This window comes from Paracoccus mangrovi, assembly GCF_042648425.1.
Lineage (GTDB): Bacteria > Pseudomonadota > Alphaproteobacteria > Rhodobacterales > Rhodobacteraceae > Paracoccus > Paracoccus mangrovi.
On the sequence record NZ_JBHRXJ010000001.1, the window covers coordinates 276,679 to 302,165 of the forward strand.

At 65.5% G+C, this 25,487-nt stretch carries 30 protein-coding genes; 4 read left to right on the top strand and 26 right to left on the bottom strand.

Annotated features, from left to right (window positions below; translation table 11 throughout):
- Positions 1-15 precede the first annotated feature (15 nt).
- From ACFOMH_RS01340 to ACFOMH_RS01350, 3 genes are all read right to left on the bottom strand, one after another.
- Positions 16-249 carry a F0F1 ATP synthase subunit C gene (locus ACFOMH_RS01340; RefSeq protein WP_114348568.1) on the bottom strand — a complete coding sequence of 78 codons (234 nt, stop codon included), beginning with the start codon at positions 247-249 and terminating at the stop codon, positions 16-18.
- A 63-nt stretch (positions 250-312) separates the two neighbouring features.
- Entirely contained in the window at positions 313-1,071 is a 759-nt protein-coding gene (locus tag ACFOMH_RS01345; RefSeq protein WP_377742126.1) for a F0F1 ATP synthase subunit A, read from the bottom strand.
- A complete protein-coding gene (locus ACFOMH_RS01350) occupies positions 1,068-1,412 on the bottom strand; it encodes an AtpZ/AtpI family protein (RefSeq protein WP_374424682.1) in 345 nt (114 codons plus the stop codon). Before ACFOMH_RS01350 ends, ACFOMH_RS01345 begins: the two co-directional genes overlap by 4 nt.
- A 188-nt stretch (positions 1,413-1,600) precedes the next feature.
- Between ACFOMH_RS01350 and ACFOMH_RS01355 the strand changes: the two genes are divergently transcribed.
- Entirely contained in the window at positions 1,601-1,951 is a 351-nt protein-coding gene (locus ACFOMH_RS01355; protein WP_374424680.1) for an ArsR/SmtB family transcription factor, read from the top strand.
- 148 nt (positions 1,952-2,099) lie between these two features.
- On the top strand, positions 2,100-3,278 hold the full coding sequence (locus ACFOMH_RS01360) for a Hint domain-containing protein (protein ID WP_377742129.1): 1,179 nt from the start codon (positions 2,100-2,102) through the stop codon (positions 3,276-3,278).
- Between the two features lie 45 nt (positions 3,279-3,323).
- Here the strand turns inward: ACFOMH_RS01360 and ACFOMH_RS01365 are convergent, their stop codons facing one another.
- A complete protein-coding gene (locus tag ACFOMH_RS01365; RefSeq protein WP_377742130.1) occupies positions 3,324-4,925 on the bottom strand; it encodes a bifunctional metallophosphatase/5'-nucleotidase in 1,602 nt (533 codons plus the stop codon).
- Between the two features lie 132 nt (positions 4,926-5,057).
- Between ACFOMH_RS01365 and ACFOMH_RS01370 the strand changes: the two genes are divergently transcribed.
- Entirely contained in the window at positions 5,058-5,390 is a 333-nt protein-coding gene (locus ACFOMH_RS01370; RefSeq protein WP_377742131.1) for a DUF952 domain-containing protein, read from the top strand.
- Entirely contained in the window at positions 5,387-6,457 is a 1,071-nt protein-coding gene (locus ACFOMH_RS01375) for a quinone-dependent dihydroorotate dehydrogenase (protein ID WP_377742133.1), read from the top strand. The genes ACFOMH_RS01370 and ACFOMH_RS01375 overlap by 4 nt, the downstream gene beginning before the upstream one ends.
- Before the next feature lie 25 nt (positions 6,458-6,482).
- Here the strand turns inward: ACFOMH_RS01375 and cysE are convergent, their stop codons facing one another.
- The 22 genes from cysE to fabF all read right to left on the bottom strand — a co-directional run bounded on the left by cysE (position 6,483) and on the right by fabF (position 25,427).
- Positions 6,483-7,322 (bottom strand): serine O-acetyltransferase, encoded by an 840-nt coding sequence (gene cysE, locus ACFOMH_RS01380; RefSeq protein WP_374424672.1) that lies wholly within the window; start codon positions 7,320-7,322, stop codon positions 6,483-6,485.
- A gap of 77 nt (positions 7,323-7,399) precedes the next feature.
- Positions 7,400-8,110: a DUF2793 domain-containing protein gene (locus tag ACFOMH_RS01385; protein WP_377742135.1), complete on the bottom strand. Its 711-nt coding sequence runs from the start codon at positions 8,108-8,110 to the stop codon at positions 7,400-7,402.
- Complete coding sequence (locus tag ACFOMH_RS01390; RefSeq protein WP_377742137.1) at positions 8,103-11,993, bottom strand: baseplate multidomain protein megatron; 3,891 nt, start codon at positions 11,991-11,993, stop codon at positions 8,103-8,105. Before ACFOMH_RS01390 ends, ACFOMH_RS01385 begins: the two co-directional genes overlap by 8 nt.
- 20 nt (positions 11,994-12,013) lie before the next feature.
- The gene (locus ACFOMH_RS01395; protein ID WP_374424667.1) at positions 12,014-12,439 is read right to left on the bottom strand and encodes an NlpC/P60 family protein; all 426 of its coding nucleotides are present in this window, start codon (positions 12,437-12,439) and stop codon (positions 12,014-12,016) included.
- A complete protein-coding gene (locus ACFOMH_RS01400) occupies positions 12,436-13,257 on the bottom strand; it encodes a DUF2163 domain-containing protein (RefSeq protein WP_377742139.1) in 822 nt (273 codons plus the stop codon). Before ACFOMH_RS01400 ends, ACFOMH_RS01395 begins: the two co-directional genes overlap by 4 nt.
- Positions 13,254-13,886, bottom strand: a complete 633-nt coding sequence (locus ACFOMH_RS01405; RefSeq protein WP_374424663.1) for a phage distal tail protein, Rcc01695 family — start codon at positions 13,884-13,886, stop codon at positions 13,254-13,256. Before ACFOMH_RS01405 ends, ACFOMH_RS01400 begins: the two co-directional genes overlap by 4 nt.
- Before the next feature lie 6 nt (positions 13,887-13,892).
- A complete protein-coding gene (locus ACFOMH_RS01410; RefSeq protein ID WP_374424661.1) occupies positions 13,893-14,561 on the bottom strand; it encodes a phage tail tape measure protein in 669 nt (222 codons plus the stop codon).
- Positions 14,562-14,609: 48 nt separating this feature from the next.
- Positions 14,610-14,822 carry a phage tail assembly chaperone gene (locus ACFOMH_RS01415; protein ID WP_377742142.1) on the bottom strand — a complete coding sequence of 71 codons (213 nt, stop codon included), beginning with the start codon at positions 14,820-14,822 and terminating at the stop codon, positions 14,610-14,612.
- Positions 14,819-15,136 carry a gene transfer agent family protein gene (locus ACFOMH_RS01420; RefSeq protein WP_377742144.1) on the bottom strand — a complete coding sequence of 106 codons (318 nt, stop codon included), beginning with the start codon at positions 15,134-15,136 and terminating at the stop codon, positions 14,819-14,821. The genes ACFOMH_RS01415 and ACFOMH_RS01420 overlap by 4 nt, the downstream gene beginning before the upstream one ends.
- Before the next feature lies 1 nt (position 15,137).
- Positions 15,138-15,551: a phage major tail protein, TP901-1 family gene (locus tag ACFOMH_RS01425; RefSeq protein ID WP_374424655.1), complete on the bottom strand. Its 414-nt coding sequence runs from the start codon at positions 15,549-15,551 to the stop codon at positions 15,138-15,140.
- A gap of 12 nt (positions 15,552-15,563) precedes the next feature.
- On the bottom strand, positions 15,564-15,983 hold the full coding sequence (locus ACFOMH_RS01430) for a DUF3168 domain-containing protein (protein WP_377742147.1): 420 nt from the start codon (positions 15,981-15,983) through the stop codon (positions 15,564-15,566).
- Positions 15,980-16,345, bottom strand: coding sequence for a head-tail adaptor protein (locus ACFOMH_RS01435; protein ID WP_374424651.1), 366 nt, complete (start codon positions 16,343-16,345; stop codon positions 15,980-15,982). The genes ACFOMH_RS01430 and ACFOMH_RS01435 overlap by 4 nt, the downstream gene beginning before the upstream one ends.
- Positions 16,342-16,959 (bottom strand): head-tail connector protein, encoded by a 618-nt coding sequence (locus ACFOMH_RS01440; RefSeq protein WP_374424649.1) that lies wholly within the window; start codon positions 16,957-16,959, stop codon positions 16,342-16,344. The genes ACFOMH_RS01435 and ACFOMH_RS01440 overlap by 4 nt, the downstream gene beginning before the upstream one ends.
- A gap of 138 nt (positions 16,960-17,097) precedes the next feature.
- The gene (locus ACFOMH_RS01445; protein ID WP_377742148.1) at positions 17,098-18,264 is read right to left on the bottom strand and encodes a phage major capsid protein; all 1,167 of its coding nucleotides are present in this window, start codon (positions 18,262-18,264) and stop codon (positions 17,098-17,100) included.
- A 24-nt stretch (positions 18,265-18,288) separates the two neighbouring features.
- Positions 18,289-18,846, bottom strand: a complete 558-nt coding sequence (locus ACFOMH_RS01450) for an HK97 family phage prohead protease (protein WP_377742150.1) — start codon at positions 18,844-18,846, stop codon at positions 18,289-18,291.
- Entirely contained in the window at positions 18,827-19,060 is a 234-nt protein-coding gene (locus tag ACFOMH_RS01455) for a GTA head formation protein, RCAP_rcc01685 family (RefSeq protein ID WP_019352420.1), read from the bottom strand. Before ACFOMH_RS01455 ends, ACFOMH_RS01450 begins: the two co-directional genes overlap by 20 nt.
- Before the next feature lies 1 nt (position 19,061).
- Positions 19,062-20,246: a phage portal protein gene (locus ACFOMH_RS01460; protein ID WP_377742153.1), complete on the bottom strand. Its 1,185-nt coding sequence runs from the start codon at positions 20,244-20,246 to the stop codon at positions 19,062-19,064.
- A gap of 151 nt (positions 20,247-20,397) precedes the next feature.
- On the bottom strand, positions 20,398-21,738 hold the full coding sequence (locus tag ACFOMH_RS01465) for a DNA-packaging protein (RefSeq protein ID WP_377742154.1): 1,341 nt from the start codon (positions 21,736-21,738) through the stop codon (positions 20,398-20,400).
- Positions 21,689-22,051 carry a permease gene (locus ACFOMH_RS01470; RefSeq protein WP_374424640.1) on the bottom strand — a complete coding sequence of 121 codons (363 nt, stop codon included), beginning with the start codon at positions 22,049-22,051 and terminating at the stop codon, positions 21,689-21,691. Before ACFOMH_RS01470 ends, ACFOMH_RS01465 begins: the two co-directional genes overlap by 50 nt.
- 334 nt (positions 22,052-22,385) lie before the next feature.
- Complete coding sequence (locus ACFOMH_RS01475; RefSeq protein ID WP_374424638.1) at positions 22,386-22,835, bottom strand: hypothetical protein; 450 nt, start codon at positions 22,833-22,835, stop codon at positions 22,386-22,388.
- Positions 22,836-22,989: 154 nt separating this feature from the next.
- The gene (gene mltG / locus ACFOMH_RS01480) at positions 22,990-24,168 is read right to left on the bottom strand and encodes an endolytic transglycosylase MltG (RefSeq protein WP_374424637.1); all 1,179 of its coding nucleotides are present in this window, start codon (positions 24,166-24,168) and stop codon (positions 22,990-22,992) included.
- Positions 24,165-25,427 (bottom strand): beta-ketoacyl-ACP synthase II, encoded by a 1,263-nt coding sequence (gene fabF, locus ACFOMH_RS01485; protein ID WP_374424635.1) that lies wholly within the window; start codon positions 25,425-25,427, stop codon positions 24,165-24,167. The genes mltG and fabF overlap by 4 nt, the downstream gene beginning before the upstream one ends.
- Positions 25,428-25,487: the final 60 nt, after the last annotated feature.

Below are 25,487 nucleotides of genomic sequence, written 5' to 3' on the forward strand. Positions count from 1 at the left end.
GGATGGCAATAAGGATCAGACTGCGAACAGCAGCAGCAGCGCGACCAGGAACGAGAAGATCCCCAGAGCTTCCGCGAAGGCCATGCCGATGAACAGCGTGGCGGTCTGCGAAGCGGCCGCCGACGGGTTGCGCAGCGCGCCCGCCAGATAGTTGCCGGCGACGTTGCCCACACCCATGGCGGCGCCCGCCATACCGATGCAAGCCAGACCAGCGCCCAGATACTGTCCCAGTTGACCCAGATTTTCCATATTCATGCTCCTTGAGGCTTTTGGAAAGGGTTTTCGATTGTCCTGATCCGCGATCCCGGCGCCTTAGTGCGACGGGTGCAGAGCGTCCTTGAGATAGACGCAGGTCAGGATGGTGAACACATAGGCCTGGATCAGTGCGACAAGCACCTCAAGCCCGTAGATGGCGACGATGGCCAGCACCGAAACCGGCGCGATCGCGGCCACGGCGGCAAAGGCCGCGAAAACCTTGATCACGGCGTGACCGGCCATGACGTTGCCGGCAAGTCGGATCGAGTGGCTGACCGGACGCACGAAATACGAGATCAGTTCGATCACGGCCAGAACCGGGCGCAGCGCCAGCGGCGCCGAGCTGACCCAGAACAGGCCCAGGAAATGGGTGCCGTTCTTGACGAAGCCCAGCACCGTCACGCCGACAAAGACCAGAAGCGCCAGCACCGCCGTCACCGCGATATGCGAGGTGGGCGAAAAGCTTTTCGGCAGCAGGGCCAGGAAGTTGGCGAACAGGATGAAGCAGAACAGCGTCATCACATAGGGGAAGTATTTCAGCCCCTCTTTGCCGGTGATGTCCTCGACCATCTTGCGGACCATGCCGTAAAGCAGCTCGGCGATGGATTGCAGGCGGTTCGGCACGATGGCGCGGCCACGGGTGCCGAACACCAGAAGCCCGATCACCGCCAGCGCGGCGAGCGCCATCCACAGCGTCGCATTGGTCGGGGTGTACCAGCTGATTTCACCATGGCCGAACAGCGGCTTGATGATGAACTGATCCATCGGGTGGAACACCAGACCATCAACTTCTTCTTCCGTCCCTGCCATCGTCATTCACCCTTGTCGTCGCCGGAATGCCCCGGTTTCTTGCCTATTTCATTCGCCGTCCGCATCATGGTCTTGATGCCGGCCACCAGGCCCAGCAGCACAAAAACCACCATGAAGACCGGACGCCAGCCGGTCAGATAGTCCAGCCCGAACCCGATCAGAAAGCCGATGCCCAATCCGGCCACCAGTTCCGTCACCATGCGCCAGGCCATATTGGCCTGACTGAAATGCTCTTCACCCCGCGAGACCTGCGGCTTGGCCGATTTTTCACCCAGCCGGGCCTCAAGCGCACGAAGGCGTTCGATGTCCCGGGCGCGCTCGGCCTCATGATCCGGCTCTTCGGCCAAGGCTCACACCCCCGTTACTTCGGTTGGCGCGGTGATAGGGGTTGGAACCGCATGAGTCAAGCAATGCAGCGCGTCACGCAAGACATTGAAATCATTCGTATTGACTGCGATCCGAGCGGGGCGGAAACGGGCACTTGCGATGCGCTTGGCATCCGTTTCATATTCAACCCGCCAGTTAAGCAAATCCGATGACCACTGAAACCGCCCGCCTCGACGCCATCTTTTCCGCGCTCGCCGATCCCACGCGGCGCGCCATCCTTGCCATGCTGCTTGAGGATGACATGGCCGTCACCGATGTCGCGGCCCCGTTTCCGGTCAGCCTTGCGGCGATTTCAAAGCACCTTGCCGTTCTGGCCGGGGCCGGGCTGATCCGGCAAGAGCGGCGCGGACGCATCATCTGGTGCAAGCTCGATCCTGACGGGCTGCGGCGCGCCTCGGTCTGGATGCAGGGGTTCGGACAGTTCGATCCCGTCGATCTGGACGATTTCGAACGTTTTCTGGCCGAAGAGCTGGGGCACCCGACACCGGCCCCGGAATAGGCACCGCATCGCCGGAACGCGTTTCCGCATCAATCCCGGTTATTCAATCCAAAGTTGTGATTTTAATTTTCCACAACCTCAGGATTGATTCGCGCATGCATTGAAATGTATACAGATAAAAACAATCTAAAATTGCATAGGGCGGGAAATGGAATACCAGATCATTACCGCGACCTTCGAAACCGAGGTCTATAACGAACCCTGGGCATCGGGGGCGAACAAATACGTCCCCTTTCCCAATAGCAATGACATCAGTTTTGCGGATGCCAGCATCGACAATGTCACGATCAGCGATGATGACGGCACGCTGGGATATCTGTCGCGTGGCGGCTCGGGCAGCTTTTACGACGACAGCGGGGCCGAAACCAGTCAGGCACTGACCCAGGACACCGTCTTTGGCTTCGGCGACGATGCGCAGACCCTGCCCGCCGGCACCCGGATTTCCTATCAGGATTCTATTCTGATCGGCGATGGCCAGGGAAATCAGTTCTATGTTTTTTTCCCCGCCTATACCCAGCCCGGTGCGACGGGATACCCCGCCGAGGCGGGCGGTCGGCACACGGTCATGATCGTGCCCAAGGTCCAACAGGGCGCGGATGGCGCCAGCATCTGGCCGGCGTTCGATGCGACGGCCAGCTATCGTTATCTCAAGACATTGGGGATTTCGGCGGGCCAGACCTCGGTGAGTTATGCGCCGGATCAAGCCACCTGCTTCACGCCCGGCACCCTGATCGAGACCCGGACCGGCCCTCGCGCGGTCGAGACTCTGGTCCCCGGCGATCTGATCGCGACGCGCGATCACGGGTTTCAGGTGCTGCGCTGGATCGGCGGCGTCGAGATCCCCGCGGCAAGGCTGGATCTGCAACCGAACCTGCGCCCGATCCGCATTTCCGCCGGCGCGCTTGGAACCGGCTTGCCGGCGCGCGATCTGGTGGTTTCGCCACAGCATCGCGTGCTGGTTCGTTCGGCCATCGCGCAACGCATGTTCGGCGCCGATGAGGTGCTGGTCGCGGCCAAGCATCTTTGCACGATCCCGGGCATCGATGTGCTGCGCCCCGAAATGGGCGTCACCTATCTGCACCTGCTCTTTGACCGCCATGAGCTGGTCATGTCCAATGGCGGATGGACCGAGTCACTTTACATCGGCCCGCAGGCCATGCAGGCCATGACCCCCGCCGCGCGGCGCGAAATCACCGCATTGTTTCCGCAACTGGTCGCGGGCATCGGTCCGCAAAGCGTGCGGCCGCTGACCAATGCCCGTCAGGCCCGCAAGCTGGCCGAGCGGCATCTCAAGAACAATCGCGCGCTGGTCACGGCCGGAACATGAAAAAGGCCGGGCACGCGGCCCGGCCATGGTTCATGTCAATTCATCTTACTTGACGGTGATGCGCCCATCGGTCTTGGCAACAAAATCCGGTCCCTGTTTGGACAGATAATCGGCCAGCACATCGGCCAGATCGGGCCCGAAATCATAAGCGTTCATACCCTTTTCGGCCATGACCTTATAGCCGTCGCCCCCGGCGCGCATATAGTTCTGCGATACCACGCCATAGACCGCATTGTTGTCGATCGGCACCCAGCTGGCGCCGCTGCGCACCTCGACATCGCTGATCCGGCTGCCGGCCGGCGCGGCGGGATCGACCGTATATTTCAGCCCCGCGACCTGCGCGAAACGACCGGCCTGATCCTCGATCTGGCTGGCGCCGTTTTCCAGCGCGGCGACGACATCGCTGCCTTTCAGCTGAAAGGTCGACAGCGTGTTCTGGAACGGCAGCACCGTCAGCACATCGCCCATGGTGACCGGCCCCGCCTGAATCGAGGCGCGCAGCCCGCCACCATTCTGGATGGCGATGGTGATGCCCTGATCCTTGACACGGTCCAGCATCGCCTCGGCCAGAAGCGTCCCCATCTCGCATTCGCGCGCCCGGCACGAGGCACGATCACCGTCGATCGGGGCCTTGATTTCGGCCACCTTACGCTTTTTCAGCTCTTCGATCGGGGCGCCCATCTCCCTGACCCGCGCGGCCAGCTTGGCGTCCGGCGCGACCGAGCTGTCCAACAGGATCGGCGCGCCCTCGGCCTTGATCAGCTTGCCGGAATCGTTCCAGGTCAGCGTCAGATGGCCCAGATACTTGCCATAGGCCTGTGCGGTGACCACCGGAACCTCGACGCCGTTCTCGGCCTTGACCATGGTGGGATAAGGACCCTCGGCCCCCTCCATATCACCCAAAAGGGTATGGCTGTGCCCGCCGATCACCGCATCGATACCGGGCACCCCGGCGGCGATTTCCTGATCGCGCTTATACCCTTCATGGGTCAGCGCGATGATCTTGTTCACGCCCGCATCGCTCAACTCCTGCGCATCCGCTCGCAGACTGTCCAGATCGTCCTTGAAAATGACCTTGTCCCCCGGCGAGGCGGTTTCGGGCGTATCCATCGCCAGCGCCGAGACAATGCCGATCTTTTCGCCGCCGACATCAAGCGTCAGCATATCGCCCACCTTGCCCTTGAGCTCGGGCGATTGCGACAGGTCCAGATTGCCCGAAATGACCGGGAATTTCACCCCTTCGGCCAACAGTTGCAGCCCGGCGGGGCCATCGTCGAATTCGTGATTGCCCACCGCCATGGCGTCAAAGCCGATCGCGTTCATGAACTCGACCGTGTCCTTGCCCTTGTAGGTGGTATAGAACAGGCTGCCCTGATACTGGTCGCCCGCATCCAGAACCAGCACGTTCTGCCCCTCGGCCTTCAGCTGATTGCGCAGCTCGTTGATCTTGGTCGCCAGCCGCGCCACGCCGCCAAAGCACTCGCCCTTTTCATCCGCTTCGGCATCGCAGGTGCTGTCATATTTGCCGATCGGCTCAACCCTGCTGTGGAAATCGTTGATGTGCAGGATATGCAGGGTGTAATCGGCCTGGGCGGCGCCCGACGACAAAGCAACGGCAGCCGCAGAAACCATGAGCCAGCGTGTCATCTTGTTTCCTCTCGTCACGGATAATCTGGACAAAAGGCAGATTGGGCCAAGCCCGGACGCCCGTCAATCGACGAAGCCGTGTGCCGGCGAACTGCGCTTGACGCAGCGCGTGGCGCGGCGCATGAACCCAGCATGCTGATCTACAAGATATTCCGCACGGCCGAATTTCAGGCCTTTTCCCAGTCGGGCCGCAGCGCCGGCGCGCCCGTCGATCTGGCCGATGGCTATATCCATCTGTCCACCGGCGCGCAGCTGCCCGAAACGCTGGCGCGCCATTTCGCCGCCGAAACCGGGCTGCATCTGCTGGCGCTGGAAAGCGACGGATTGGGCGGATTGCGCTGGGAACCCTCGCGCGGGGGACAGCTTTTCCCGCATCTTTACCGCGAGTTGCTGGCAACGGATGTGATCTGGACACGGCAACTCCCCCTGGGTCCGAACGGCCACCTGACCGGAGATCTGGCATGAAACTGATCGAACGTCTGGGCCTTGCCGCGCTTCACCGCCTCGATCCCGAACAGGCGCATGACCTCTCAATCGCGGCGCTGGAACGGGGGCTTGTGCCGCTGCCCGGTGCGGCGGTCACGTCGGACCGGCTGCGCCTGACGCTGGCTGGGCTGGACCTGCCCAACCCGGTCGGATTGGCCGCCGGCTATGACAAGAACGCGCGCGTTCTGCCGGCACTGATGCGCGCGGGGTTCGGCTTTGTCGAAGTCGGCGCCGCGACCCCGCGCCCGCAACCCGGCAATCCCCGGCCGCGCCTGTTCCGCCTGACCGAAGACCGCGCCATCATCAACCGCTTCGGCTTCAACAATGACGGCGCCGAGGTGATCGCGCGGCGCATGAGCACCCGCCCCGCCCCCTATCCAAAGGGCATTCCGGTCGGACTGAACATCGGCGCGAACAAGGACAGCCACGACCGCAGTGCGGATTTCGCGCAGGTCGTGCGCAGGGCGGGGGCGGCGGCAGATTTCCTGACCGTCAACGTCTCGTCCCCGAATACCGAAAAACTGCGCGACCTTCAGGGGCCGCAGGCGCTGGCCGCTTTGTTGCAAGGGGTGATCACCGCCCGCGACGAACTGACAAGCCGCCCGCCCGTCTTCATCAAGATCGCGCCCGATCTGGACGATGCAGCTTTGGCCGATATCGCGGCGGTCGCCATGGCCGCCCCCGTCGACGCCATCATCGCCACCAACACGACCTTGTCGCGCGATGGCATTGCCTCATCCCATGCCGGCGAGGCGGGCGGCCTGTCGGGCGCGCCCCTTTTCGACCGCGCGACCCGCGTCCTTGCACGGCTTTACCGTGAAACCGGCGGCCGCATCCCGTTGATCGGCGTCGGTGGCATCGGTTCGGCCGAACAGGCCTGGCAAAAGCTGCGCGCAGGCGCATCGGCGGTACAGATCTATTCGGCGCTGATCTATCAGGGATTTTCGCTGGCCCCGCGCATCGCACAGGACATCGACGCCCGTCTTGAGCGCGAGGGAATTACCCTGACCGAACTGACCGGAAGCGGCAACAGAGACTGGCTCTAGGCTCCGTCAAGCCGGGGCGACCACCCTAGAAAAGGTCGTCATGCCCCAGCAACTGGTTCATCGAACCCGACGGATCCGAACAGCCGGCATCGCCCACGATCCGCGCCGGCACGCCGGCCACGGTCTTGCAGGGCGGCACATCGTTCAGCACCACCGAACCCGCGGCGATGCGCGAATGATGGCCGACCGTGATATTGCCCAGCACCTTGGCACCCGCGCCGATCATCACACCATTGCCGATCTTGGGATGACGGTCGCCATCCTCCTTGCCGGTCCCGCCCAGCGTTACCGAATGCAGCATCGACACGTCATTGCCGACCACGGCGGTTTCGCCGATCACAATGGAATGGGCATGATCGATCATCACGCCGGTGCCCATGCGCGCAGCCGGATGGATATCGACGCCGAACACCTCGGAACAGCGCATCTGCACGAAATACGCCAGATCATAGCGGCCCTGTTGCCAAAGCCAGTGCCCGATCCGGTAAGCCTGCAATGCCTGATAACCCTTGAAGAACAGGATGGGCTGCATCAGGCGATGCGTCGCCGGATCGCGGTCATACACCGCCAAAAGGTCCTCTCTGGCAGCCTCGGCCAACTCGGGGGAACGCGCGAATGCGTCATCCGCGATCTCACGCAGGATCTGTTCGCTCATCTCGCGCGAAGACAGTTTCAGCGAAAAGCGATAGGCCAGCGCGGCCTCAAAAGTCGCGTGATGCAACAACCCGGCATGGATCAGCGCACCCAAAAGCGGCTCGTCGCGCACAGCAACGCGGGCCTCGCACTGAATGCGGCCCCACAGGGCCTCGCGGGTGGCATTTCGTCCGTCGAAAAGCGGCTCGACCTTGTCATTTTGCATATTCATGATGGCGCGCCCGTCTGTTTCATGATTCCTGTCTAGCCGAAACGGACGGGCGCGAAAAGGCCGCTGTGCCCGGTGCGTCAGTTGGGCACGCGCAGCTCCCACCAGTGAATGACCACACGGACCCGGCCGCCGGCGAACTGTCCGCCGGTCGCGGTCAAGACCACAGGCGCCGGATTCCAATAGGTCATGGGCGCCGAAAGGATGCCGCGCGCCCATGATCCCTGCCCCTTGCCCAGCCCCTGGCCGAAACGGTTCTCGGCCCCCGCCGTGCCCATCGTCCATGAGGTCGCCGTGCCGGTGATGGCGGTCAGCACGCGCGCGGTCGCCCCGATCACCATGGCGCTGGCCGGGATCACCATCGTTGTCTGGAAACTGGCCCCCGCGCCCAGCGTCAGATCCTCGGACGATTGCCGCGCGATCATGCCCGATCCATGCGTGCCGATGGTCAGCGCGCCCGTGATCCAGGATGTGCCATCATGGATCGCCGTCACCCCCTGATCGGCAATCATCGCACGCCGGCCATAGCCGGGATCGACAAAGATCCAGCCTCCGTTCGCGGCAATGGCGATCTTGCCCCCCTGCCCCTCCCATGCGTTCACGGCTCCGGCGGGCACGCCCCAGCACAGCCCATCCACCACCGTGTCGGGCGGGGTCGTGCGGCCAAGGCTTTGCAGGACAAGGTCGATCTGCCCGTCCAGCCGCATCAGCGCATCATTGACGGTGACATGCTTTTGCGCCTGCGCCGGCATCAACAGCGGCAGCGCGCATTTGGCGGTGGTGTTAGACATTGATCATCCTCCTTGCATAGGGTCCCGATCCGAAACTGTCGGAAAGCTGGGCAACCTCGATGGCAAAACCGCCCCCCGCCATGGCAGAGGACCAGACTTCCTGCGGCACGGTCCATGTCGGGACCCCGACCTGCGCCTGCGCCAGCACGTTACCGTTCTGGACAAGCCGCACGCTGTAAAGCTCCTGCGCCTCGCCAAGGGGCACATCCGGACCGTCCCAGCCATCGCCCTGAACCCGCGTGCGGCGAATCCAGCTGACCACGCGACCGCGCAGCTCAAGATGACAGGGCGAAAGCGGCCGCAACCCGGCGCCCCGGAAGGCGGCCGCGATATGGCGATAGCTCGCGTCATCGGGGCTGCGCGAGGCCGGTCCGATCCGCCAGTGCCGCAACTGGTTGCGCGCCGTGGGCGCCAGATCCACCTGCTCGGCGGCACCGTCCAGCAACACCACGATGCTGCCCACAGGCCAGACATCGGGCATCAGGGCATCGGTGCCCGCCTGCCCGCGCAACCGGGTCGAGATTTCCCAGACCCCCGCGCTGATCAGACGCGCATCCGCGAACTGCAAAAGCTCCCATCCCTCGGCGGAACCGTCGCCAATGGCCAACAGGTTCGCCCCCGACATCAGGGCTTCGGGCGTCGCGCTTTCCAGCGTGCCGCCCTTGACCCGGATGCGCAGCCCCGGCCCCCGGTCCCAGACCCCCGGCCGCGCCGCCGAAAGTGGCGCCAGCGTATGGCCCATGACCGAAGGTTGCGGAATCGTCGCGTTCAGCGAATATCCCCCCGCCTGCTCGGCCGAGACCCAGACCGCAGTCGCCCCCGGCCAAGGCGTCGCCGTAACCGCCAGATGCGGCGCATGCGGCGCCTCGTCCCCCCGCAACAGCGGCAGGTCCAGAAACATCGGCCAGACCGGGATCGGCGGACGAAACGCGCGCAGGCTCACCTCGCCCTCGACCGCCCGGGCCGGACGATAAACGCCCGGCTCGACACGCACCGCATCGACAGTGACCGCACCGGCGCGTTCGATCCGGTCGATGCGCCAACGCCGCGCCTCGGCCCGATCTTCGGACACACGCACGACATCGCCCGGACCCAGATGCGACATCGACGGCGGCAGCGCAAAGCGCACCGAATCCCGTGCAACGGCCGCCTCGGACAGCCAGCGTTCCGCCATCGCCTGCCCCTCGCCACGCGTCAACGCCATGGCAAGCTCACTGTCCGAGACCGCCAGAAACTCGCTGCCCGGCAGCACCGTTTCGGCGGTGCGCGTCGCATAGTCGCCCCCTGCCTCGACATGGGTCAACCGCACCCGGCCGGCCAGTTCGGCATCGGCCGCGCGCGTGACCTCGACCGTCTCGACCTCTTCGGCAAGCGCCATGTCATCGGGGCCGATCTCGGCATCCAGCTGGCCGCCGCGCATGACAAAGCCCAGCACGCCGTCGCGTTCCACCGCATCAAAACCATGCGCCAGCATCAACGGCTGCAACGCCGCGCGACCGCTTTCGCCACCTGACAGCGTATAACCCCGGACCAAGCCCCGCAGCCCCTCGGTGTCAAAGGCCCGAACCCCCGCCTCACGGCAGAGTTCAGCAACCACATCGGCCAACGGCACCGCGCCCGCGCGCCCGTTCAGCCAATGCCCCCGTTCCCAGGCCGGACCATCCGACCAAAGGTCGGTGCGTCCCGGAAATGCCGGAAACGGCCGCGCGTCCCAGCACCAGACATGGGCGCGCGACATATCGATCATCCGACCCGCCCCGGTCCGGCCATAGGCCGCGCGTGCCGGGTTGTTGGCCGGGTCGCCCCAGAACTCGGTCATGGCGCGCACATATGCCGCCTGGATCACGTCGTCGCGCCGCCCATCCGAGAAATGCGGCAGAACGGATTCCGAACTCATCGCATCCAGGAACTTGTTGGGCTGGTTCGTCCCCTTGTCCAGCGCCGCACACCCCATTTCGGTGAACCAGACCGGCTTGGAACGCGGCACCCAACCGGTCGGCTGCGCCTGACGCACACCGTTGATCCGGTTGTAATGTTCCCGCGCCCACCAGTTGCGGATGTCCTTGTAGCGCCAGACCCAATGCTCGTGATAGGCGCCGTCGCTGATCGGCGACCGGATCTGGTCGCGGCGATCCTCGTCACGCGCATAATACCAGTCGTACCCCTCGCCCCCGGCGACATTGGCGCGCAGGTAATCGGGATTGTCGATCCGGCCCCATTTGGCGTCCAGATGGTCCTCACCCTCGCGCCAATCCGACAAGGGCATGTAATTGTCGATGCCGATAAAGTCGATATTGTCATCCGACCACAGCGGATCGAGATGAAAGAACAGATCGCCATTGCCGGGGTGATAGCCGAAATATTCCGACCAGTCCGAGGCATAGCCGATCTTGACCCCTTCGCCCAGAATGCCGCGCACATCGGCGGCCAGCCGACGCAGCTGCGCCACCGCCGGGAACGTATTTCCGGCGCCCCGGATCTGGGTCAGCCCGACCATTTCCGACCCGATCAGAAAGGCGTCGATCCCACCCGCCACCGCGCACAGATGCGCATAATGCAGGATGAACCTGCGATAGGACCATTCGGCGGGGCCGGTATAGGTGATCGTGCCGCCGTCGCGCTGGAAATGCCCGGCCTCGGCGCTGCCGAAAAAACGCGCGACCTCGGCAGCGGCGGCGGCGGTGCCGGCGGGACTGCCCGCGCGGCCAGGGGCGATGCTGGTGGTGATGCGACCACGCCAGGGCATGACCGGCTGGCTGGCCGCGCCGCTCCAGGGATCGGGGCGAGCATTGCCCGCAAGCTGCTCCATCAGGATAAAGGGATAGAACACCGCCTTGCGGCCCGACTGCGCGATCGCGCTCAGCGCCTCGATGACCGACCCGTCCGAAGGCGTGCCGCCATAGATCGGGCGATCGTTCACGCGCGCGACCTCAACCGCGCCATCGCGCCCGATGCCGCCCGCGCGCCAGCCCATCTCGCGCCCGTCCCATTCGACATTTTCGACCTTGGGCTGCACCGTGCATTCACCCACCCGCAGGTCGTCCCCGAACCACGACACCACCAATGAGACCGACCCCACATTCGGCAACTCGCGGCCAAGTATCTGCATCGAGGCCTGAAAATCGGTCTCGGCCATGGCGGTATTGCGATTGATGATCTGGGTCTCGCCCTCACCAAAATCGTAACTGACCGGTGTGGTCGCCAGGGAATATTCGCCGGTGCCCGGGATCATCGCAACGGCCTCGACCTCACGCGACAGGCCCCGCCCCTCTTTCGCCGCCCGCGTCACCTCAAAGGACAGCTGCGGGACACGGTTGCCCCATTTTTCCAGCCCCATCTCTTCGAAAACGACATAGGCGATGCCGCGATAGGCGGGCGCATCCTCACCTTCCTGCGCGGCAATCGCCGGATCAGGCAGCTGTTCCTCATCGCCAAGATAGACGCGCATGTTCAGGTCGTCGGCGGCGATTTCCTCGCCATCCGCCCAGATGCGGCCAATGCCCAGAATCGGCCCTTCACAGATCGCCAGCGCAAAGCTCAGCCGATAGCTGATGCTGGTCACGCTTGGGGCCGAGCCTTTGCCGCCACCCTGACGCCGCCGCACCTCGGTCAAGGGCGAGGCCCAGATGCAATGCCCCGGCACGCGCATCTGTCCCCACAGGCGCGGGATCGGACTGCCCTCGCCCGCCGTCTGGATCCGCATGCGGTCCACGCGCCCGGTTTCGACCGCCTTCGAGCCGCCACCCAGCAGACGCTGGTCAATCACCCGGCCCAGGGTCGCGCCCAGCGCGCGACCGATCACCGCCCCCGAAAGGCCCAGAACCGTGCCGCCGAAACCCGCACCCACCGATGCCCCGACCGCCGCCAGCAGAATCGTCGCCATTGCGCCTTATCCTTCCCTATTCAAAGCGGCGGAAACCGGAAACGGCCTGCGATCCTTGCCCGCCATGGCGCGGATAGCGGGCTTTCGACCACGCCATGCCGGTCATAGGCATGCACAAAGCTCGCCTGCTTTCCCGTTTGCGCCAGAATTCCCATATGCTTGGCGATGGCTCCGGCACGCATCCGAAACACCAGCACATCGCCCGGCTCTTCATCCGGGGCGGGACGCAACAGCCGCCCCGCCCCGCCCAGCAAAAGTTCGACCTGCCCGACCTCACCCCAATCGGGCGTATAGGCCGGCAAGGTCTCGGGCTCAGTGCCGTGAAACTCCCGCCAGATGCCGCGCACCAGCCCAAGGCAATCCGTCCCCGCCCCCTTGACCGAGGCCTGATGCACATAGGGCGTGCCGATCCAGGCGCGTGCCGCCTCTACGATCGCGCCGCTCATCTGTTCACCTTCGGGGTCAACAGCCAGTCCTCGGACGGCAGATGCGGAAAGCCCCGAAAGTTCAGATAGTTCAGGAATTTCAGGCGACAGGTCTCGCCGCGCTTGTCGCATCCCGCGATCAACCTGACGCGATCACCGATGGCGGGTGCGATCCCGAACCCGGCCCAAAGCTCGACCTCGCGCCGCCCTCCGGGCAGCAGCAGATCGTTCTTGACCAATGCCGTCAGCCCCTCGGCCGCCCCCGAGATCACAATCATCTGGCCGCGTTCGAACCAGCGCGCATCATGCCCGGCGACGCCCGAAAGGATCATCCGCTGCCCGCCTTCGTGGGACAGGATCCGCCCCTCGGCCGAATAGCCGGCGCGCGTCAGGTCGAACTTGCATTGACCATCGCCCAGTTCGGCCGAACAGCGGGGGTGATAAACCCGCCCCTGTGCGCGGTTCAGCGGCTCGGACAGGCCGCGCAATTCGGCGCGAAAGGCCGCGCCGCTGCGCGTGACCTCGCCCAGCTGACCGCGAAAGATCAGCCGGCGATTTCCGGGATCATTCCAGTCCACATCCCACAGCCGGACATCGGCCGCATCCCAGCGGCCGGCCATCAGGTCGATCTCGGTGATGGCGCTGTCGGACAAGGCGCCCGCGGCCTCGGTATTGTCCACCGAAAGGCCCGAACCCTGAACCACGGCGCGCGCGCTCAGCCCGGCATCGGGGCGAAACTCGATCCCCTCGAAGCTCAGCCCCCGGTCGTGATCGGTAAAGCCCAGAACCATGCCGTCGCGACGCGTCACCGCCCAGGCGCGTGCAATCGTTTCGGTCATAGCCGCACCTCCAGCACCGGCACCTGCGGCAGGTCGCCCGCCTGGAACGAGGCGACCGAAACCGCAATCCGGTCGGTGTCGAAACGCACAGGCACGTCGAATTCGAACCCGGCCGTGACCGGGGCGCCATCCTCGGGCGCGACCGCGAAGGTGATGACGCCGGTGGCCGGGTTCACCTCAAAATCCAGCCCGTCGCGCAGCTCGACCTCACCGGTGCCTGCCAGAACCGTGCCCGTCACCGGTTTGGTGATCGGGCGCCAATAGCTGCTCGGCCCCGAGGCATACCCCTTGCGCAGCACAAAGGCGCGGCGAACGCCGTCGCCCTTGCCCAGCGGCTGATCCCGAAAGCTGACCTTCTTGCTCGGGGCCGAGGATTTGTAATCGGCCCAGTCCTTCCAGCGGAAACCATGCATCTGCCCGGCCCGCGCTTCGAAAAAGGCGATCAGCGCCGCAACATCGTCCAGCGACCGCAGCCCCAGCCCGGCATCATAGCGGCGGCGCGAATGCGCCCAGGGGGTGCGGCGTTCCTCGTGACCATTGGTCATGGACACGATCTCGGTACGCCGTTCCGGGCCGCCGACGGACCCGAAAGACAGGTTCGCCGGAAATCTGATTTCGTGAAATGCCATCTGTCGTCACCCGTTTCTTTCGCCGCGCGCCAGCAGCCGGCCCAGTTGCGATGCGATCTGGCTCTGGCTGCGCTGGAACCCCGCCACATCGGGGGTCGAGACGTTGAAGGTCACATTGACCGCCCGTCCCGCGCCCCCCGATGCCGCAACCCCCAGCCGCCCGTCCGAGCCACGCTGCAAAGGCATGATCGCCTCGGCGCCGGCTTCGCCCATCAACCCGGTCGCGCCGCGCATCGGAAAGGCGGTCGGCTGGCTGACCACGCCGCCCTTGGCAAAGGGCATGACGCGGCCCTGCGTGAAGGCGCCGCCATTGGCAAAAGGCAGGATGCCCGAAACCAACCCGTTGACGCCCTGCGCGATGGCGCCCGACAGCGCCTGTTCGATCGGCTTCAACGCCACCCCAAAGGCCGTATCGGCCATGCTGCGGGCAATGCCTTTCAGCGCATCGCTCAGCTTCAGCCCGTCGAATGCCAGCCCCTCAAAGGCGCGCCGCAACCCGCTGCCGATCCCGGTGGTCAGGGTGCCGACCTCGCGATTGGTATAAAGCATCGACTGGCGCAGCCGTGCCAGCTCGGCCTCGAACTCTGCGGTGATGCGCGTGCTTTGATCAACGCCCTTGCCCAGCGTGATCTGGCCGTCCTCGGCCAGCCCGTCGAATCCGTCCTTGTTTGCCACGACGGCGCCTCCTCTCAACTGTCCCGTTTGATTTCGCCGAGGCCCGCCTTACGGCGCGGGCCTGTCGGGATAGCGCGCGACAAGCTCTGCCAGCCTGTCGCGCGTCATCACCGCCGCCTTGCCCGGCTCGACCCCCAGCATCAGCGCAAGCTCCGCGGGCGTCAGCGCCCAGAACGCCGCCGGCGTCAGCCCCAGCCCGCCCAGCCGGGCCGGGCCGATGCCGACCCGGATCAGCCCCGGCCAATCCAGGCCCGCGCTCATGTGCCCTCGATGCGGAACGCCCGCGCCAAAAGCGACGCCGCCGCCTGCGCCGCCCCCACCGGGCCGCCGCGAAACTCGGCGGCCAAGAGTTCGTCCATGCCGCCCGTCCAGCCCGCGCCGCGCAGACCCGCGACCAGCACCGCCATCACGTCGCGGCTGGAAAACCGCCCGCCCTCAAAGCGTTCGACCATCGCGACCATGCTTTCGGCGCCCAGCTCGGTCTCAAGCTCGATCAGCGCGCCCAGCGTCAGCTTGGCCAGATGGCGCGTGCCATCCAGCCAAAGCTCGACCTCACCCGTCAGCGGATTGGCCATGTCACAGCGCGACAAAGGTGATGGCGCCTGCGCTTGCCATGGAAATCTCATAGGTGGCCTCACCGTTATAGCTGCCCGCATATTCAAGCGACGTGATCTGGAACGGCCCCTCGACCGTGCCGAAATCGGGGATCACCACCTGAAAGCGCGGCACTTCACCATCGAAAAAGACCTGCCGCGCCCGTTCATCCGAGGTCCCGTCGCGAAACACCCCCGACCCCGAGATCGAGGCCGAGCGCACGCCCGCACCCGCCAGAAGCTCGCGCCAGCGGCCTTCGCTTTCCAGGCTGGTCACATCCACCGTCTCGGCGTTGAAACCCAGGCGAGAGGCGCGCAGCCCCGCCACGGTCTCGAACTGGCCGTCACCGGTCATGTCCATCTTGATCAGCAGGTCGCGTCCGTTCTGCACCGCCATGTCCGTCTCTCCTCAACCCAGGTCAATGCGCGCGCGAAAGGTCATGTCGACCCGCCGCCCCGCGCCGTTTTCGGCCCGGCGCGCGCGTGCGCGCAGGAACCACAGTCCCGCCAGATGCCCCCGATCCAAGGTGATCCCGGCCGTCTCCAGCGCGTCGGAAACCGCCACCGCGACCTCTTTCACCGCGCCAAAGCCATTGGCCTCATCCGATCCCGAAAGAACCGAGATCACGAAATCATGGTTCGCGCCGCCGGCCGTGTAATCGCCCGCATCCTTGACGTCCTCGGGACCCAGCGACACATAGGTGCCCGTGGGCGCCGCCACCGGCATCGCGTCATAGATCGCGTCGCCCACCAAATTGTGCAGCGCCTCGTTCTGGCGCAGCGTCTGATAAACCGCCGTCTGAAGCGCGGCCGTTGCTGCATAGCTCATGCCAGAGCCTCCTCTTTCGCGACACAGACCAGCCAACGCCCGCGGGCGTCGTCCTCGGCCACCGCCTCGATGCGGAAACGGCGCGCCTGCGGGTCCTCGCCCATGCGCAGCCGCTGCTCGGGGCGCGGGCGGCGCGGGTCGCCCATCGGCGCCGCCCTGACGAAAATCCGCCAGGTCACGACGCTCTGCGCCCCCACCTCGGCGAACCGCTCGCCGCCCGCGCCGGACCGCATCTCGGCCCAGATCCGTCCGATATCGCGCCAGACAAGGCGGAAACCGCCCATGCCATCCGCCTCTCGGATCGGCGTCTCGATCACCAGCGGCACCGTCAGCCGCCGTGCAGTTTGCGCTTGCGCCGTCATGCCCGGCCGCGCGAATTGCCGCGCCCCCCAAGCACCCGGACCGCGCGCCAGCGCTCGATCAGCGCGCTGACGCCAAAGGGCATCGCCGAATGCGTGCCCTCATAGCTGCGATCCTCGTGATAGCGCGCCGCCAACAGCAGCACCGCCTGCGCCAGATCGGGCGGCACCGCCTGCCATGTCGTTCCGAACCCGGCCGAAAAAGTCACCGTGGCATGGCCCGAAACCGGGATATTGGGCAAAAACGCCCCGACCGGCGCCAGCATCGGGCGCTGCATGTCCGGGATCAGCCGATAGCTCGCCGGATCGACCAGCGTCACCGCGCCCGCGGCATTCGTCATCTCGATACGCTCGATGGCGCTGACCGGCGCCAGCGGCAGCGGCTGTTCCATCGGATCGCGCCATTCCTCAAGCCGCAGCCGGAACTGCCGCGCCAGAAGCACCTTGCCGGTGCGCGCCTCGATGGTGGCAATGGCGGCGCGCAGGAAACCCGCAAGCGCCGCCGTCTCGGCCGTGTCCTCGGCCATGTCGAAACCCGTTCCCAGCCGCAGATGGTCTCGCAACCCCGCAACCGGCAGCGCCTCAAGGGCTGGCGCCGTCAACTCCACAAGCATCATCTTCGTCTCTCCCGCGTGTACGGAGCCTGCATCCCAAGGGCGAACGAACAGGGGGCCGCGCATATCCGCCTTCGCGCGCGCGGACAGCTCAGCCGGTCAGGCGGATCTTGCCTGCGCGACCCCCGCTTCGGCCTTGGATCAGCCGAAGACCATCAGCTTGATCGCGCGGGCATCGGTGACGCCGCCGCCGACGCGCTTGGTGGCATAGAACAGCACATGCGGCTTGGCCGAGAAGGGGTCGCGCAGCACGCGCAGGTCGGGCCGCTCGACGATCGTATAGGCCGAATGGAAATCGCCGAACGCGATCGAGAACGAGCCGCGCGCGATGTCCGGCATGTCCTCACAGACCAGAACCGGATAGCCCAAAAGCTGCGCGGGCTGACCCATGGCAAGGCTGTCGGCCCACAGGAAACGGCCATCGGCGTCACGCATCTTGCGCACGGCGGCGGCGGTTTTCGAGTTCATGACAAAGCTTGCATTGGCGCGGAACTGCGCGCCCAGCGCATAAACCAGATCGATCAGCGCATTGGCCGGGTTGGTGGTGGCGAAATCGCCGTCGCCGCCGGATGCGATGGTGCCGATCTGGACATTGGTCGCGGTGCCGTTCGGGGCCTTCGCATGGGTCAGGAAACCCTTGGGCTTGTTGACGCCGTCGCCACTGACAAAGGCGGTGGCCTCGGCGCGGGCGAACTTGTTGGCGATGCAATCGGCTAGCCAGGTTTCGATATCGAAGGCGGCATCATCCAGCAGACGCTGGCTCGCCTTGGGCATCGCCGACAGCTCATGGACCGGAATGACCACGCGCTGCACGGTCGAGGTGCCGGTTTCGGCCTGTGCGGTTGCCTCGGTGGACCAGCCGCTGGCGATGTCGCCCATATCGACCAGCACTTCGTAATTGGCCGATTCCACGGTGACGACATTGGCCACGCGCCGCAGCGATGCGGTCACGTTCAGCGCGTTCTGCACCTGCAACGCCACCGTCGGCGCCGCCAGGAAGCCGCCATCGCTGACGGTGCTCATGGCCTTGCCTTCCAGCGGCAGGCCGCGCAGGGCGTCATCGTCGCCGTGGCGGATATAGGCGTCGAACGCCTTCTGATGGGGGGCGCCCGCATCGGCTTCAACCGACAGAGGGGCGCGGCCACGGGAAATGTTCTTGCGGTCCAGCATGGTCATGCGTTCTTCCTGTGCTTGCAGTCGTTTCTGAATATCGGCGCGGAATGACTTGAGTTCATTGACAAACCCGATCATCTCACTGCCCAGATCGCCGGGCATGTCCGCCCCGGCCGCGGCTTTCACCTCGGTCATGGTTCCCCTCCAGTTCGGTGAAACTTATTCGGCGCGCAGCGCCAGCGTCGCGGCGCGGAACGCCGCCGCCATCTCGAATGCCCGGTCGGATTTCTTGCCGACCTTGGCCTCGGCCAGCATCGGGAACGTGACCAGCGACACCTCCCACAGCTCGACCTCGCTCAGCAGACGCCGGCCCTTGCCATCGCGCTCTGCGGAAATGGTGCGATAGCCGATCGACAGCCCGTCGATGGCCGCGGCCGCGATCAGCGCCGCCGCCTCGCGGGCCTGGGCGATCTCGGGCAGAAGCCGGCCCTTGACCCACAGACCCTTCTCGTCCTCGCGGATCTCGTCCCAGACGCCGATCGGGCGGGCGGGGTCGTGCTGCCACAGCATCCGCACCTTGTCGCCCCGCGCCTCCAGCCGCTTCAGGCTGGCGGCATAGGCGCCCTTCTGGACGATGTCGCCGCCCTGATCGGTCAGGCCGAACAGGCTCGCATAGCCCTCGATCTGCGTGCCGTCGCTGACGATCTGCGCGCCCGGCGCATATTTCAACTCCAGCCCGTAATCCTTTGAATTCACGTCACCCTCCTTTCGGTGCATATTCCAGGATCGACTGCACCGCCTGCGTCAGGATGACGGCGACGACACCATAGACCGTCATCCACAACCGCCGCTCCAACCCCTCGATCAGTGCCTCGATCCGTTCCAGCCGGCGCTCGACCTGGCCGAATTGCAGCGCCATGATCCGCTCTTGCGTGTCAAAGCGCTGGTCATGCCAGTCAAAGGGCTCCTTCACGAAACGCGAGCCCTCCATCCTAGACCTCCGACAGAGGCGGCAGGCCCAGCGCGACCCGCTTTTCCGCATCGCTCAGGAAACCGGCCTCGCCGACGCGCTTCCACTGCTGATCGCGCTCCTCGGCCAGCGCCGGCACCTGATCGGGATCGGGACGCAGATCGATCTCGGCGCCCAGATGCTCGCCCAGCCACCATGCCAGCGCGCTGGCCGTCCGCGACACCAGCGGCAGCACCGTCAGGCGATAGAACGCGCGATGCGCCTCGGCATAATTGGCATAGGTCGCGTCGCCCGGAATGCCGATCAGCATGGGCGGCACACCAAAGGCCTGCGCGATCTCGCGCGCGGCGGCCTTCTTGGTTTCGTGAAACTCCATGTCGCTGGGGCTGAAGCCCATGGGCTTCCAGTCCAGCCCCCCCTCCAGAAGCATCGGCCGCCCGGCATTGCGCGCGCCCTGATGATGCATCTCCATCTCGCTCAACAGCCGGTCATATTGATCGGGCGCCAAAGCCCCCTGCCCATCCGCGCCCTTATAGACGAACGCCCCCGAAGGCCGCGCCGCATTGTCCAAAAGCGCCTTGGACCAGCTCGAGGCACTGTTGTGAACATCGACCGCGACCGCCGCCGCCTGCATGGGCGACAGCCCGTAATGATCGTCCAGCGGATGAAAGCTGCGGATATGACAGATCGGATCGGGACTGCCGGTCATGTCGAAACGGAACTTGCGCGATCCCACCGCATATTCATAGGCATCAGGCCAGCCCTCGGCCCCCGGCACCACCGACATCCGGTCCGACCGCAACACATGCAACTCGGCCGGCAGACCCTGCGCCCCCTCGCCCACCGCCTCAAGATAGCCGTTCCCGCTCAACAGGATCTGCCCGATCAGCGCCTCGAACAGCTCGGCGCGCCCCTGCCCGGCATTCGGGCGCCGCAACAGATCCAGCACCGGATGCACCTCATAGCGCCGCTCGCGATCCTGACAGATCAGCGGCACGGCAGCCGCCGCCTCGGCAATAAGCCGCACGGCACGAAAACCGACCGGATTGCCCGCAAATCCCGTGCGCGTCAGCGACACCGTATCGCGCGGCGACCAGACCACCCGCCCCGACCCCGAGGCCAAGGCCACCAGCTTGCCCGTGGCACTCGCCTTCTTCTCGATCTCGACGGGCGCCGCTTCCCCACGCCCGAACCAACGAAACGCCATAGGTTCCTCCTGAATTTCCACGAAAAAGGGCCGCAAAACGCGACCCTCCACCGGACCCCCAGACCTGGCCCGGCGCCCGTTCTCTTTCATGTCCAAATATCCCGGGGTCCGGGGCAGCGCCCCGGATTGTCCCGGCCTAAAGGCCCCGCACCTACAGGCCCCGCACCTGCGGGCGCCGGTAATGCGCGGCCGGCTCGATCATCAGCTCATGAACCGCCCAGACCAGCGCATCCAGCCGATCGGGCGAGCCTTTGCCATCATAGCCCTGCAAGGTCATGCGGCACATCTGATCCTCCAGCGCGCCAAGCCCCCGCAGGTGACGAATGCGCCCCTGCTCGTAAAGCGCCGCGACCGGCTCCGCCCGCAATCCCTTGCCCCGCGCCGCGCGCAAGGCCCGGAACGGCACCAGCGGATCGACCTGCCGGATCACGCTCTCGACCAGATCGCCGCCCTGATTGACCTCGGCCACCAGCCGCTCGGCGCCATGCCGCTCCATCGCGGCAATGGCGGCCCGCGCCCAGTCCAGTGGCCCGCCCCTGACGGTCGCATCCTCCAGAACATAGGCCCGCCAGTCGGTCACCGGCCCCTCGGTCACGGCGCCGACGACGACGATGCCGCATTCGTCCGAGGCCGCGCCCCCCGACACGGCCGGATCGACCGCGACCACGATCCGCGACAGCTGCGGCGCGGCCTCGACACGACAGCGCTCGATGGTCGCCGTCGTCCAGAGCGCGCCCTCGATATCGTCCAAGAGCACCCCCTCAAGCTCCTGCCGCCCCAGCCGGGTGCCGGCATAGCGCGCCTCGACCTCGCTCAGGAAACTTTCCGCCAGATAGGCGCGATTGGCATCCGTCGGCGCATGCGTCGTCACCGTCGAGGCATTGCCCAGAATCCGCTTCAGCACCGCCACATTGCGCGGCGTTGTGGTCACGACCTGCTGCGGATGCGCACCCAGGCGCAGCGCGAATTGCAGCATGTCCCAGGTATCCTCGGCCTTTTTCCACTTGGCCAGCTCGTCGACCCAGGCGGCATCGAATTGCGGGCCGCGCAGGGCCTCGGGCTCATGGGCCGAATAGACCTGCGCGGTCGCGCCATTGGGCCAGACCAGCCGCCGCCGCCCCGCCTCCCAGACCGGGCGACGGTCGGGCGGCGAACAGGCCAGAATACCCGACTCGCCAAAGACCATCACGTCGCGCGCCTGGTCGAATGTCTCGCTGACCAGCGCGACCCGATGCGCGCGCCCCGGCGCCTCGGGCGTCGCACCCTCGACCTGCGCCCTGACCCATTCGGCGCCGGCGCGGGTTTTCCCCGCGCCGCGCCCCCCCATGATGACCCAGCTTTTCCAATCGCCCCCGGGCGGCAATTGATGCGGCAGCGCCCAGAACTCGAAAAGCCAGGGCAGACCGGCAAGCGCGTTGTCGCTCAGGCCGCCAAGGAACTCGTCAACTTCCTCCGGCTCGGCGCAGGCAAGCCAGGCGGCGCCCGATTTCATCTCGTGCTGCGGCAAGGTCAAGGACACCTGTCCCGACGCTTCCGGCAGCATCCTTGCGAAGCTTGTCAACCTTGCTCCTTTCCTCCAGCACCAGCTGGGCGGCGGCCCGAAGGTCGCGCACCAGCTTGCCGGATTCCTTCAAATCCTGGGTTTCCCCGGCCTGGATCCTCAGCCGAAGCTGATGAAGATCACCCGCATAAGACCGAAACAGCCCATCGGCGATTTCGATCACATCCATGTCTTGCGCCATGGCGGCGCCGGGCACGAAAGGCCCTTCCGGCGCCTCCGGCCCCGGATCGAAATTCATTGTCATTCGTGTGTCGCCCTGCCCCTCGTGTGCCTGTCCGCACGAGCGAGACATGAAAAAAGCGGCCCTAGGTCTCCCGACCCGGCCGCTTGCCCACCTCTCCCAGCATGTATACTTTCTACTTTAAGGCGTTCTCCGAGTCAATGCTTAACCAAAGGTTGATTAGGGTTTCGTTATTACTTATTTGAAATCAATTAAATAGCCCGCGCAACACCCCAGCGCACGCCGCGCAACACAGGCCGCCTCGGGCCGAATCCGCGCCCCGCAACCGCGTTGCGGCGGGGGCGCGGCGCGTTCACAAAACGGCCTCAGCTCGTCTTGGCCTCAGCTCGTCTTGGCCTCAGCTCGTCTTGGCTTTGGCCGCATCGGCCTTGGCGCGCGCTTCGGCGGCGGCGGCAACGGCGGTCGAGGCCTCATCCTGCATGGACTGCGCATAGGCGACCATATTGGCGGCATAGGCTTCCGACCAGTCGGCGTAATCCTCGGCATCCATGGCATCGACCTTGGCGCGCATCTCGGCGGCCTTGGCCTTGGTTTCGGCGACCTGCTTGTCCCAGCTTGCCTGCATGCTGTTCCACTGGGTGCGCACATTCTCGCTGGCATCGTCCAGATAGCCCTGAACCTTTTTCTTCAGCTCTTCCTGACGTGTGGCGGCATCCTCTTGCCAGCGGCGGGCCCCCGCCTCCATTTCAGCACCCTTGGCCTCCATATCTTCCTGCCATTTCTTGATCCGCCCCTCAAAATTGCGAGCACCATCGGCCAAATTGGTGAAAAGATCTGACAGTTTCATCGCTACGTCTCCTTGCTGAAGATGGCACCGGCACGACGCCGGACCCGATGATGGTGCAAGCCCGCCCAAGCTTTGTCAAATCGCCACGAAAGAGATCGGCGGCGATACGCATCCGCATCGCCGCCGCCCGATCATGGTCCCCGAAAAGACGCGCCTAGTTGCCCTGAACGGGGGATTGCGCCTCGCCACGCTGGCGTTCGATCTCGCGCCAGCGTTGGACGTTCTGGTTGTGCTCGTCCAGCGTGCGGGCGAATGCATGCCCGCCCGAACCATCGGCGACAAAGAACACGAATTGCGTGTCCTCGGGGTCCATGGCCGCCTCGATGGCGGCGCGGCCCGGATTGGCGATGGGGGTCGGCGGCAGGCCGTCGATCTGATAGGTGTTATAGGGCGTGCGCCGACGCAGCTCGGATCCGCGAATGCCGCGATCCAGAACCCCCTCGCCCTTGGTGATGCCATAGATCACCGTCGGGTCGGTCTCAAGCCGCATGCCCTGACGCATCCGGTTCACGAAAACGCTGGCGACCACGCGCCGCTCGTCGGGGACGGCGGTTTCCTTTTCGATGATCGAGGCCATGGTCAGCGCCTCTTCCGGGGTCTGATAGGGCAGCCCGGCTTCGCGGCTTTCCCATGCGCTGGCCAGGATCGCGGCCTGACGGCGGCCCATCTCGGCCAAAAGCGCGGCGCGGTCGGCGCCCTTCTGGACGTCATAGGTATCGGGGGCAAGACTGCCCTCGGCCGGGACATTCGCGACCTCGCCGGCCAGGAAACCGGCCTGTTTCAGCCCCTCGACCACCTGCCAGCTGGTCACGCCCTCGGCCACGGTGATGCGCAGCCGGGCGTCGGGCTTTTGCTCGGCCTCGGTGATCGCGGCGGGGGCGTCGCCTGCGCCGGGGACATATTTCGCCTGTTCGGCGAATTCACCCGTCGTCGCATCCATATCGCGCAGGATCACCGAGTTTTCGCGCACGCCGATGCGGAACACCACCTCGGTGCCACAGGTCGAAGGCCCGCCCGCGGTGATGACCTTGACCACATCTTCCATGCTGGAATGCGGCGGCATCAGATAGGATCCGAATTTCAGATCGCGCGATTTGCCGGCATAATCCGTGCCCGCCCGAAAGATATAGGCGTTCGACACCACGCCCTGCGCCGCAAGCTGTTCGCTGACGGCGGCAAGGCTGGCGCCCGGCGCCACCCGCACACAGGCCGCGACGGCGCTGGGGCCGGGGGCGCTGTATTGATGCTTGGCCCAGGCGATCGCCGCCGCCGCCGCGATCAGGATCACGATCAGCAGGGTCAGGAAATTGGACGCGATATGGCGCCAGATCATTCCTTGACCCGCCCCATCACCAGACTGGCATTGGTGCCGCCAAAGCCGAAGCTGTTCGACAGCACATAATCCACCTTGCGGCGCACGGCGGCATTGGCCGCCAGATCGATGGGCGTTTCGCGCGCGGGATTGTCCAGATTGATCGTCGGCGGACAGATCTGGTCACGAATGGCGAGGATGCAGAAAATCGCCTCGACCGCGCCGGCCGCGCCCAGAAGATGCCCGATCGAGGATTTGGTCGAGGACATGACCACATCCCCCGCCGCATCGCCCAAAAGCCGCTCGACCGCGCCAAGCTCGATCACATCGGCCATGGTCGAGGTGCCATGCGCATTGATATAGTCAAGATCGCCGGGCGACAGTTCGGCCCGCGCCAGCGCCGCCGACATGGACCGGAAACCGCCATCGCCATCCTCGCTGGGGGCGGTGATGTGATAGGCATCGCCCGACAGGCCATAGCCCAGGATCTCGGCATAGATTTTCGCGCCGCGTGCCTTGGCGTGCTCATATTCCTCAAGCACGACGACACCGGCGCCCTCGCCCATGACGAAACCGTCGCGATCCTCGTCCCAGGGGCGGCTCGCGGCCTTGGGGTCATCCTCGCGCTTGGTCGAGAGCGCCTTGCAGGCGTTGAAACCGGCGACGCCGATCTCGCCGATGGGGCTTTCGGCGCCGCCCGCGATCATCACATCCGCATCGCCCAGCATGATCAGCCGCGCGGCGTCGCCGATGGCATGTGCGCCGGTCGAACAGGCGGTGACCACGGCATGGTTCGGCCCCTTGAAGCCAAAGCGGATCGAAACCTGACCCGACACAAGATTGATCAGCGCGCCGGGAATAAAGAAGGGCGAAACCCGCTTCGGCCCCCGCTCCTTGATCAGCACCGCCGTTTCCGCGATCGAGTTCAGCCCGCCGATCCCCGATCCGATCATCACGCCGGTGCGGACGCGGTCCTCTTCATTGGCGGGAACCCAGCCGGAATCGCGGACCGCCTGGGTCGCGGCGGCCATGCCGTACAGGATGAAATCGTCGACCTTGCGCCGGTCCTTGGGCTCCATCCAGTCATCGGGGTTGAAGCTGCCATCCGTGCCGTCGCCAAACGGGATCTCACAGGCGTATTTCGTCACCACATCCTTGGCATCGAAACGCGTGATCGGGCCGGCGCCGGATTCCCCGGCCAGAAGCCGCGCCCAGGTCTCTTCGACCCCCGAGGCAAGCGGCGTAACCATTCCCAGACCGGTGACGACAACTCTGCGCATCCACAGGCTCCTTAGCATCGCATAATCGCTGGGTTTGTACACGCCGCCCGCCGCGCGCGC

Coding starts and splice junctions, on each gene's coding strand:
- ACFOMH_RS01445 (WP_377742148.1), bottom strand. CDS start 18,264: ATGACCGAGGTGAAAGCCGCGGCCGGGGCGGACATGCCCGGCGATCTG.
- ACFOMH_RS01340 (WP_114348568.1), bottom strand. CDS start 249: ATGGAAAATCTGGGTCAACTGGGACAGTATCTGGGCGCTGGTCTGGCT.
- cysE (WP_374424672.1), bottom strand. CDS start 7,322: ATGAATATGCAAAATGACAAGGTCGAGCCGCTTTTCGACGGACGAAAT.
- ACFOMH_RS01375 (WP_377742133.1), top strand. CDS start 5,387: ATGAAACTGATCGAACGTCTGGGCCTTGCCGCGCTTCACCGCCTCGAT.
- ACFOMH_RS01385 (WP_377742135.1), bottom strand. CDS start 8,110: ATGTCTAACACCACCGCCAAATGCGCGCTGCCGCTGTTGATGCCGGCG.
- ACFOMH_RS01370 (WP_377742131.1), top strand. CDS start 5,058: ATGCTGATCTACAAGATATTCCGCACGGCCGAATTTCAGGCCTTTTCC.
- ACFOMH_RS01355 (WP_374424680.1), top strand. CDS start 1,601: ATGACCACTGAAACCGCCCGCCTCGACGCCATCTTTTCCGCGCTCGCC.
- ACFOMH_RS01360 (WP_377742129.1), top strand. CDS start 2,100: ATGGAATACCAGATCATTACCGCGACCTTCGAAACCGAGGTCTATAAC.
- ACFOMH_RS01440 (WP_374424649.1), bottom strand. CDS start 16,959: ATGATGCTTGTGGAGTTGACGGCGCCAGCCCTTGAGGCGCTGCCGGTT.
- ACFOMH_RS01415 (WP_377742142.1), bottom strand. CDS start 14,822: ATGAGCGCGGGCCTGGATTGGCCGGGGCTGATCCGGGTCGGCATCGGC.
- ACFOMH_RS01400 (WP_377742139.1), bottom strand. CDS start 13,257: ATGACCGAAACGATTGCACGCGCCTGGGCGGTGACGCGTCGCGACGGC.
- ACFOMH_RS01455 (WP_019352420.1), bottom strand. CDS start 19,060: ATGGAGGGCTCGCGTTTCGTGAAGGAGCCCTTTGACTGGCATGACCAG.
- ACFOMH_RS01430 (WP_377742147.1), bottom strand. CDS start 15,983: ATGAGCTATGCAGCAACGGCCGCGCTTCAGACGGCGGTTTATCAGACG.
- ACFOMH_RS01365 (WP_377742130.1), bottom strand. CDS start 4,925: ATGACACGCTGGCTCATGGTTTCTGCGGCTGCCGTTGCTTTGTCGTCG.
- ACFOMH_RS01425 (WP_374424655.1), bottom strand. CDS start 15,551: ATGGCGGTGCAGAACGGACGCGACCTGCTGATCAAGATGGACATGACC.
- ACFOMH_RS01395 (WP_374424667.1), bottom strand. CDS start 12,439: ATGAGCGGCGCGATCGTAGAGGCGGCACGCGCCTGGATCGGCACGCCC.
- ACFOMH_RS01470 (WP_374424640.1), bottom strand. CDS start 22,051: ATGACAATGAATTTCGATCCGGGGCCGGAGGCGCCGGAAGGGCCTTTC.
- ACFOMH_RS01390 (WP_377742137.1), bottom strand. CDS start 11,993: ATGGCGACGATTCTGCTGGCGGCGGTCGGGGCATCGGTGGGTGCGGGT.
- ACFOMH_RS01460 (WP_377742153.1), bottom strand. CDS start 20,246: ATGGCGTTTCGTTGGTTCGGGCGTGGGGAAGCGGCGCCCGTCGAGATC.
- ACFOMH_RS01435 (WP_374424651.1), bottom strand. CDS start 16,345: ATGACGGCGCAAGCGCAAACTGCACGGCGGCTGACGGTGCCGCTGGTG.
- ACFOMH_RS01465 (WP_377742154.1), bottom strand. CDS start 21,738: ATGAAATCGGGCGCCGCCTGGCTTGCCTGCGCCGAGCCGGAGGAAGTT.
- ACFOMH_RS01450 (WP_377742150.1), bottom strand. CDS start 18,846: ATGCACCGAAAGGAGGGTGACGTGAATTCAAAGGATTACGGGCTGGAG.
- ACFOMH_RS01420 (WP_377742144.1), bottom strand. CDS start 15,136: ATGGCCAATCCGCTGACGGGTGAGGTCGAGCTTTGGCTGGATGGCACG.
- ACFOMH_RS01475 (WP_374424638.1), bottom strand. CDS start 22,835: ATGAAACTGTCAGATCTTTTCACCAATTTGGCCGATGGTGCTCGCAAT.
- ACFOMH_RS01405 (WP_374424663.1), bottom strand. CDS start 13,886: ATGGCATTTCACGAAATCAGATTTCCGGCGAACCTGTCTTTCGGGTCC.
- fabF (WP_374424635.1), bottom strand. CDS start 25,427: ATGCGCAGAGTTGTCGTCACCGGTCTGGGAATGGTTACGCCGCTTGCC.
- ACFOMH_RS01345 (WP_377742126.1), bottom strand. CDS start 1,071: ATGACGATGGCAGGGACGGAAGAAGAAGTTGATGGTCTGGTGTTCCAC.
- mltG (WP_374424637.1), bottom strand. CDS start 24,168: ATGATCTGGCGCCATATCGCGTCCAATTTCCTGACCCTGCTGATCGTG.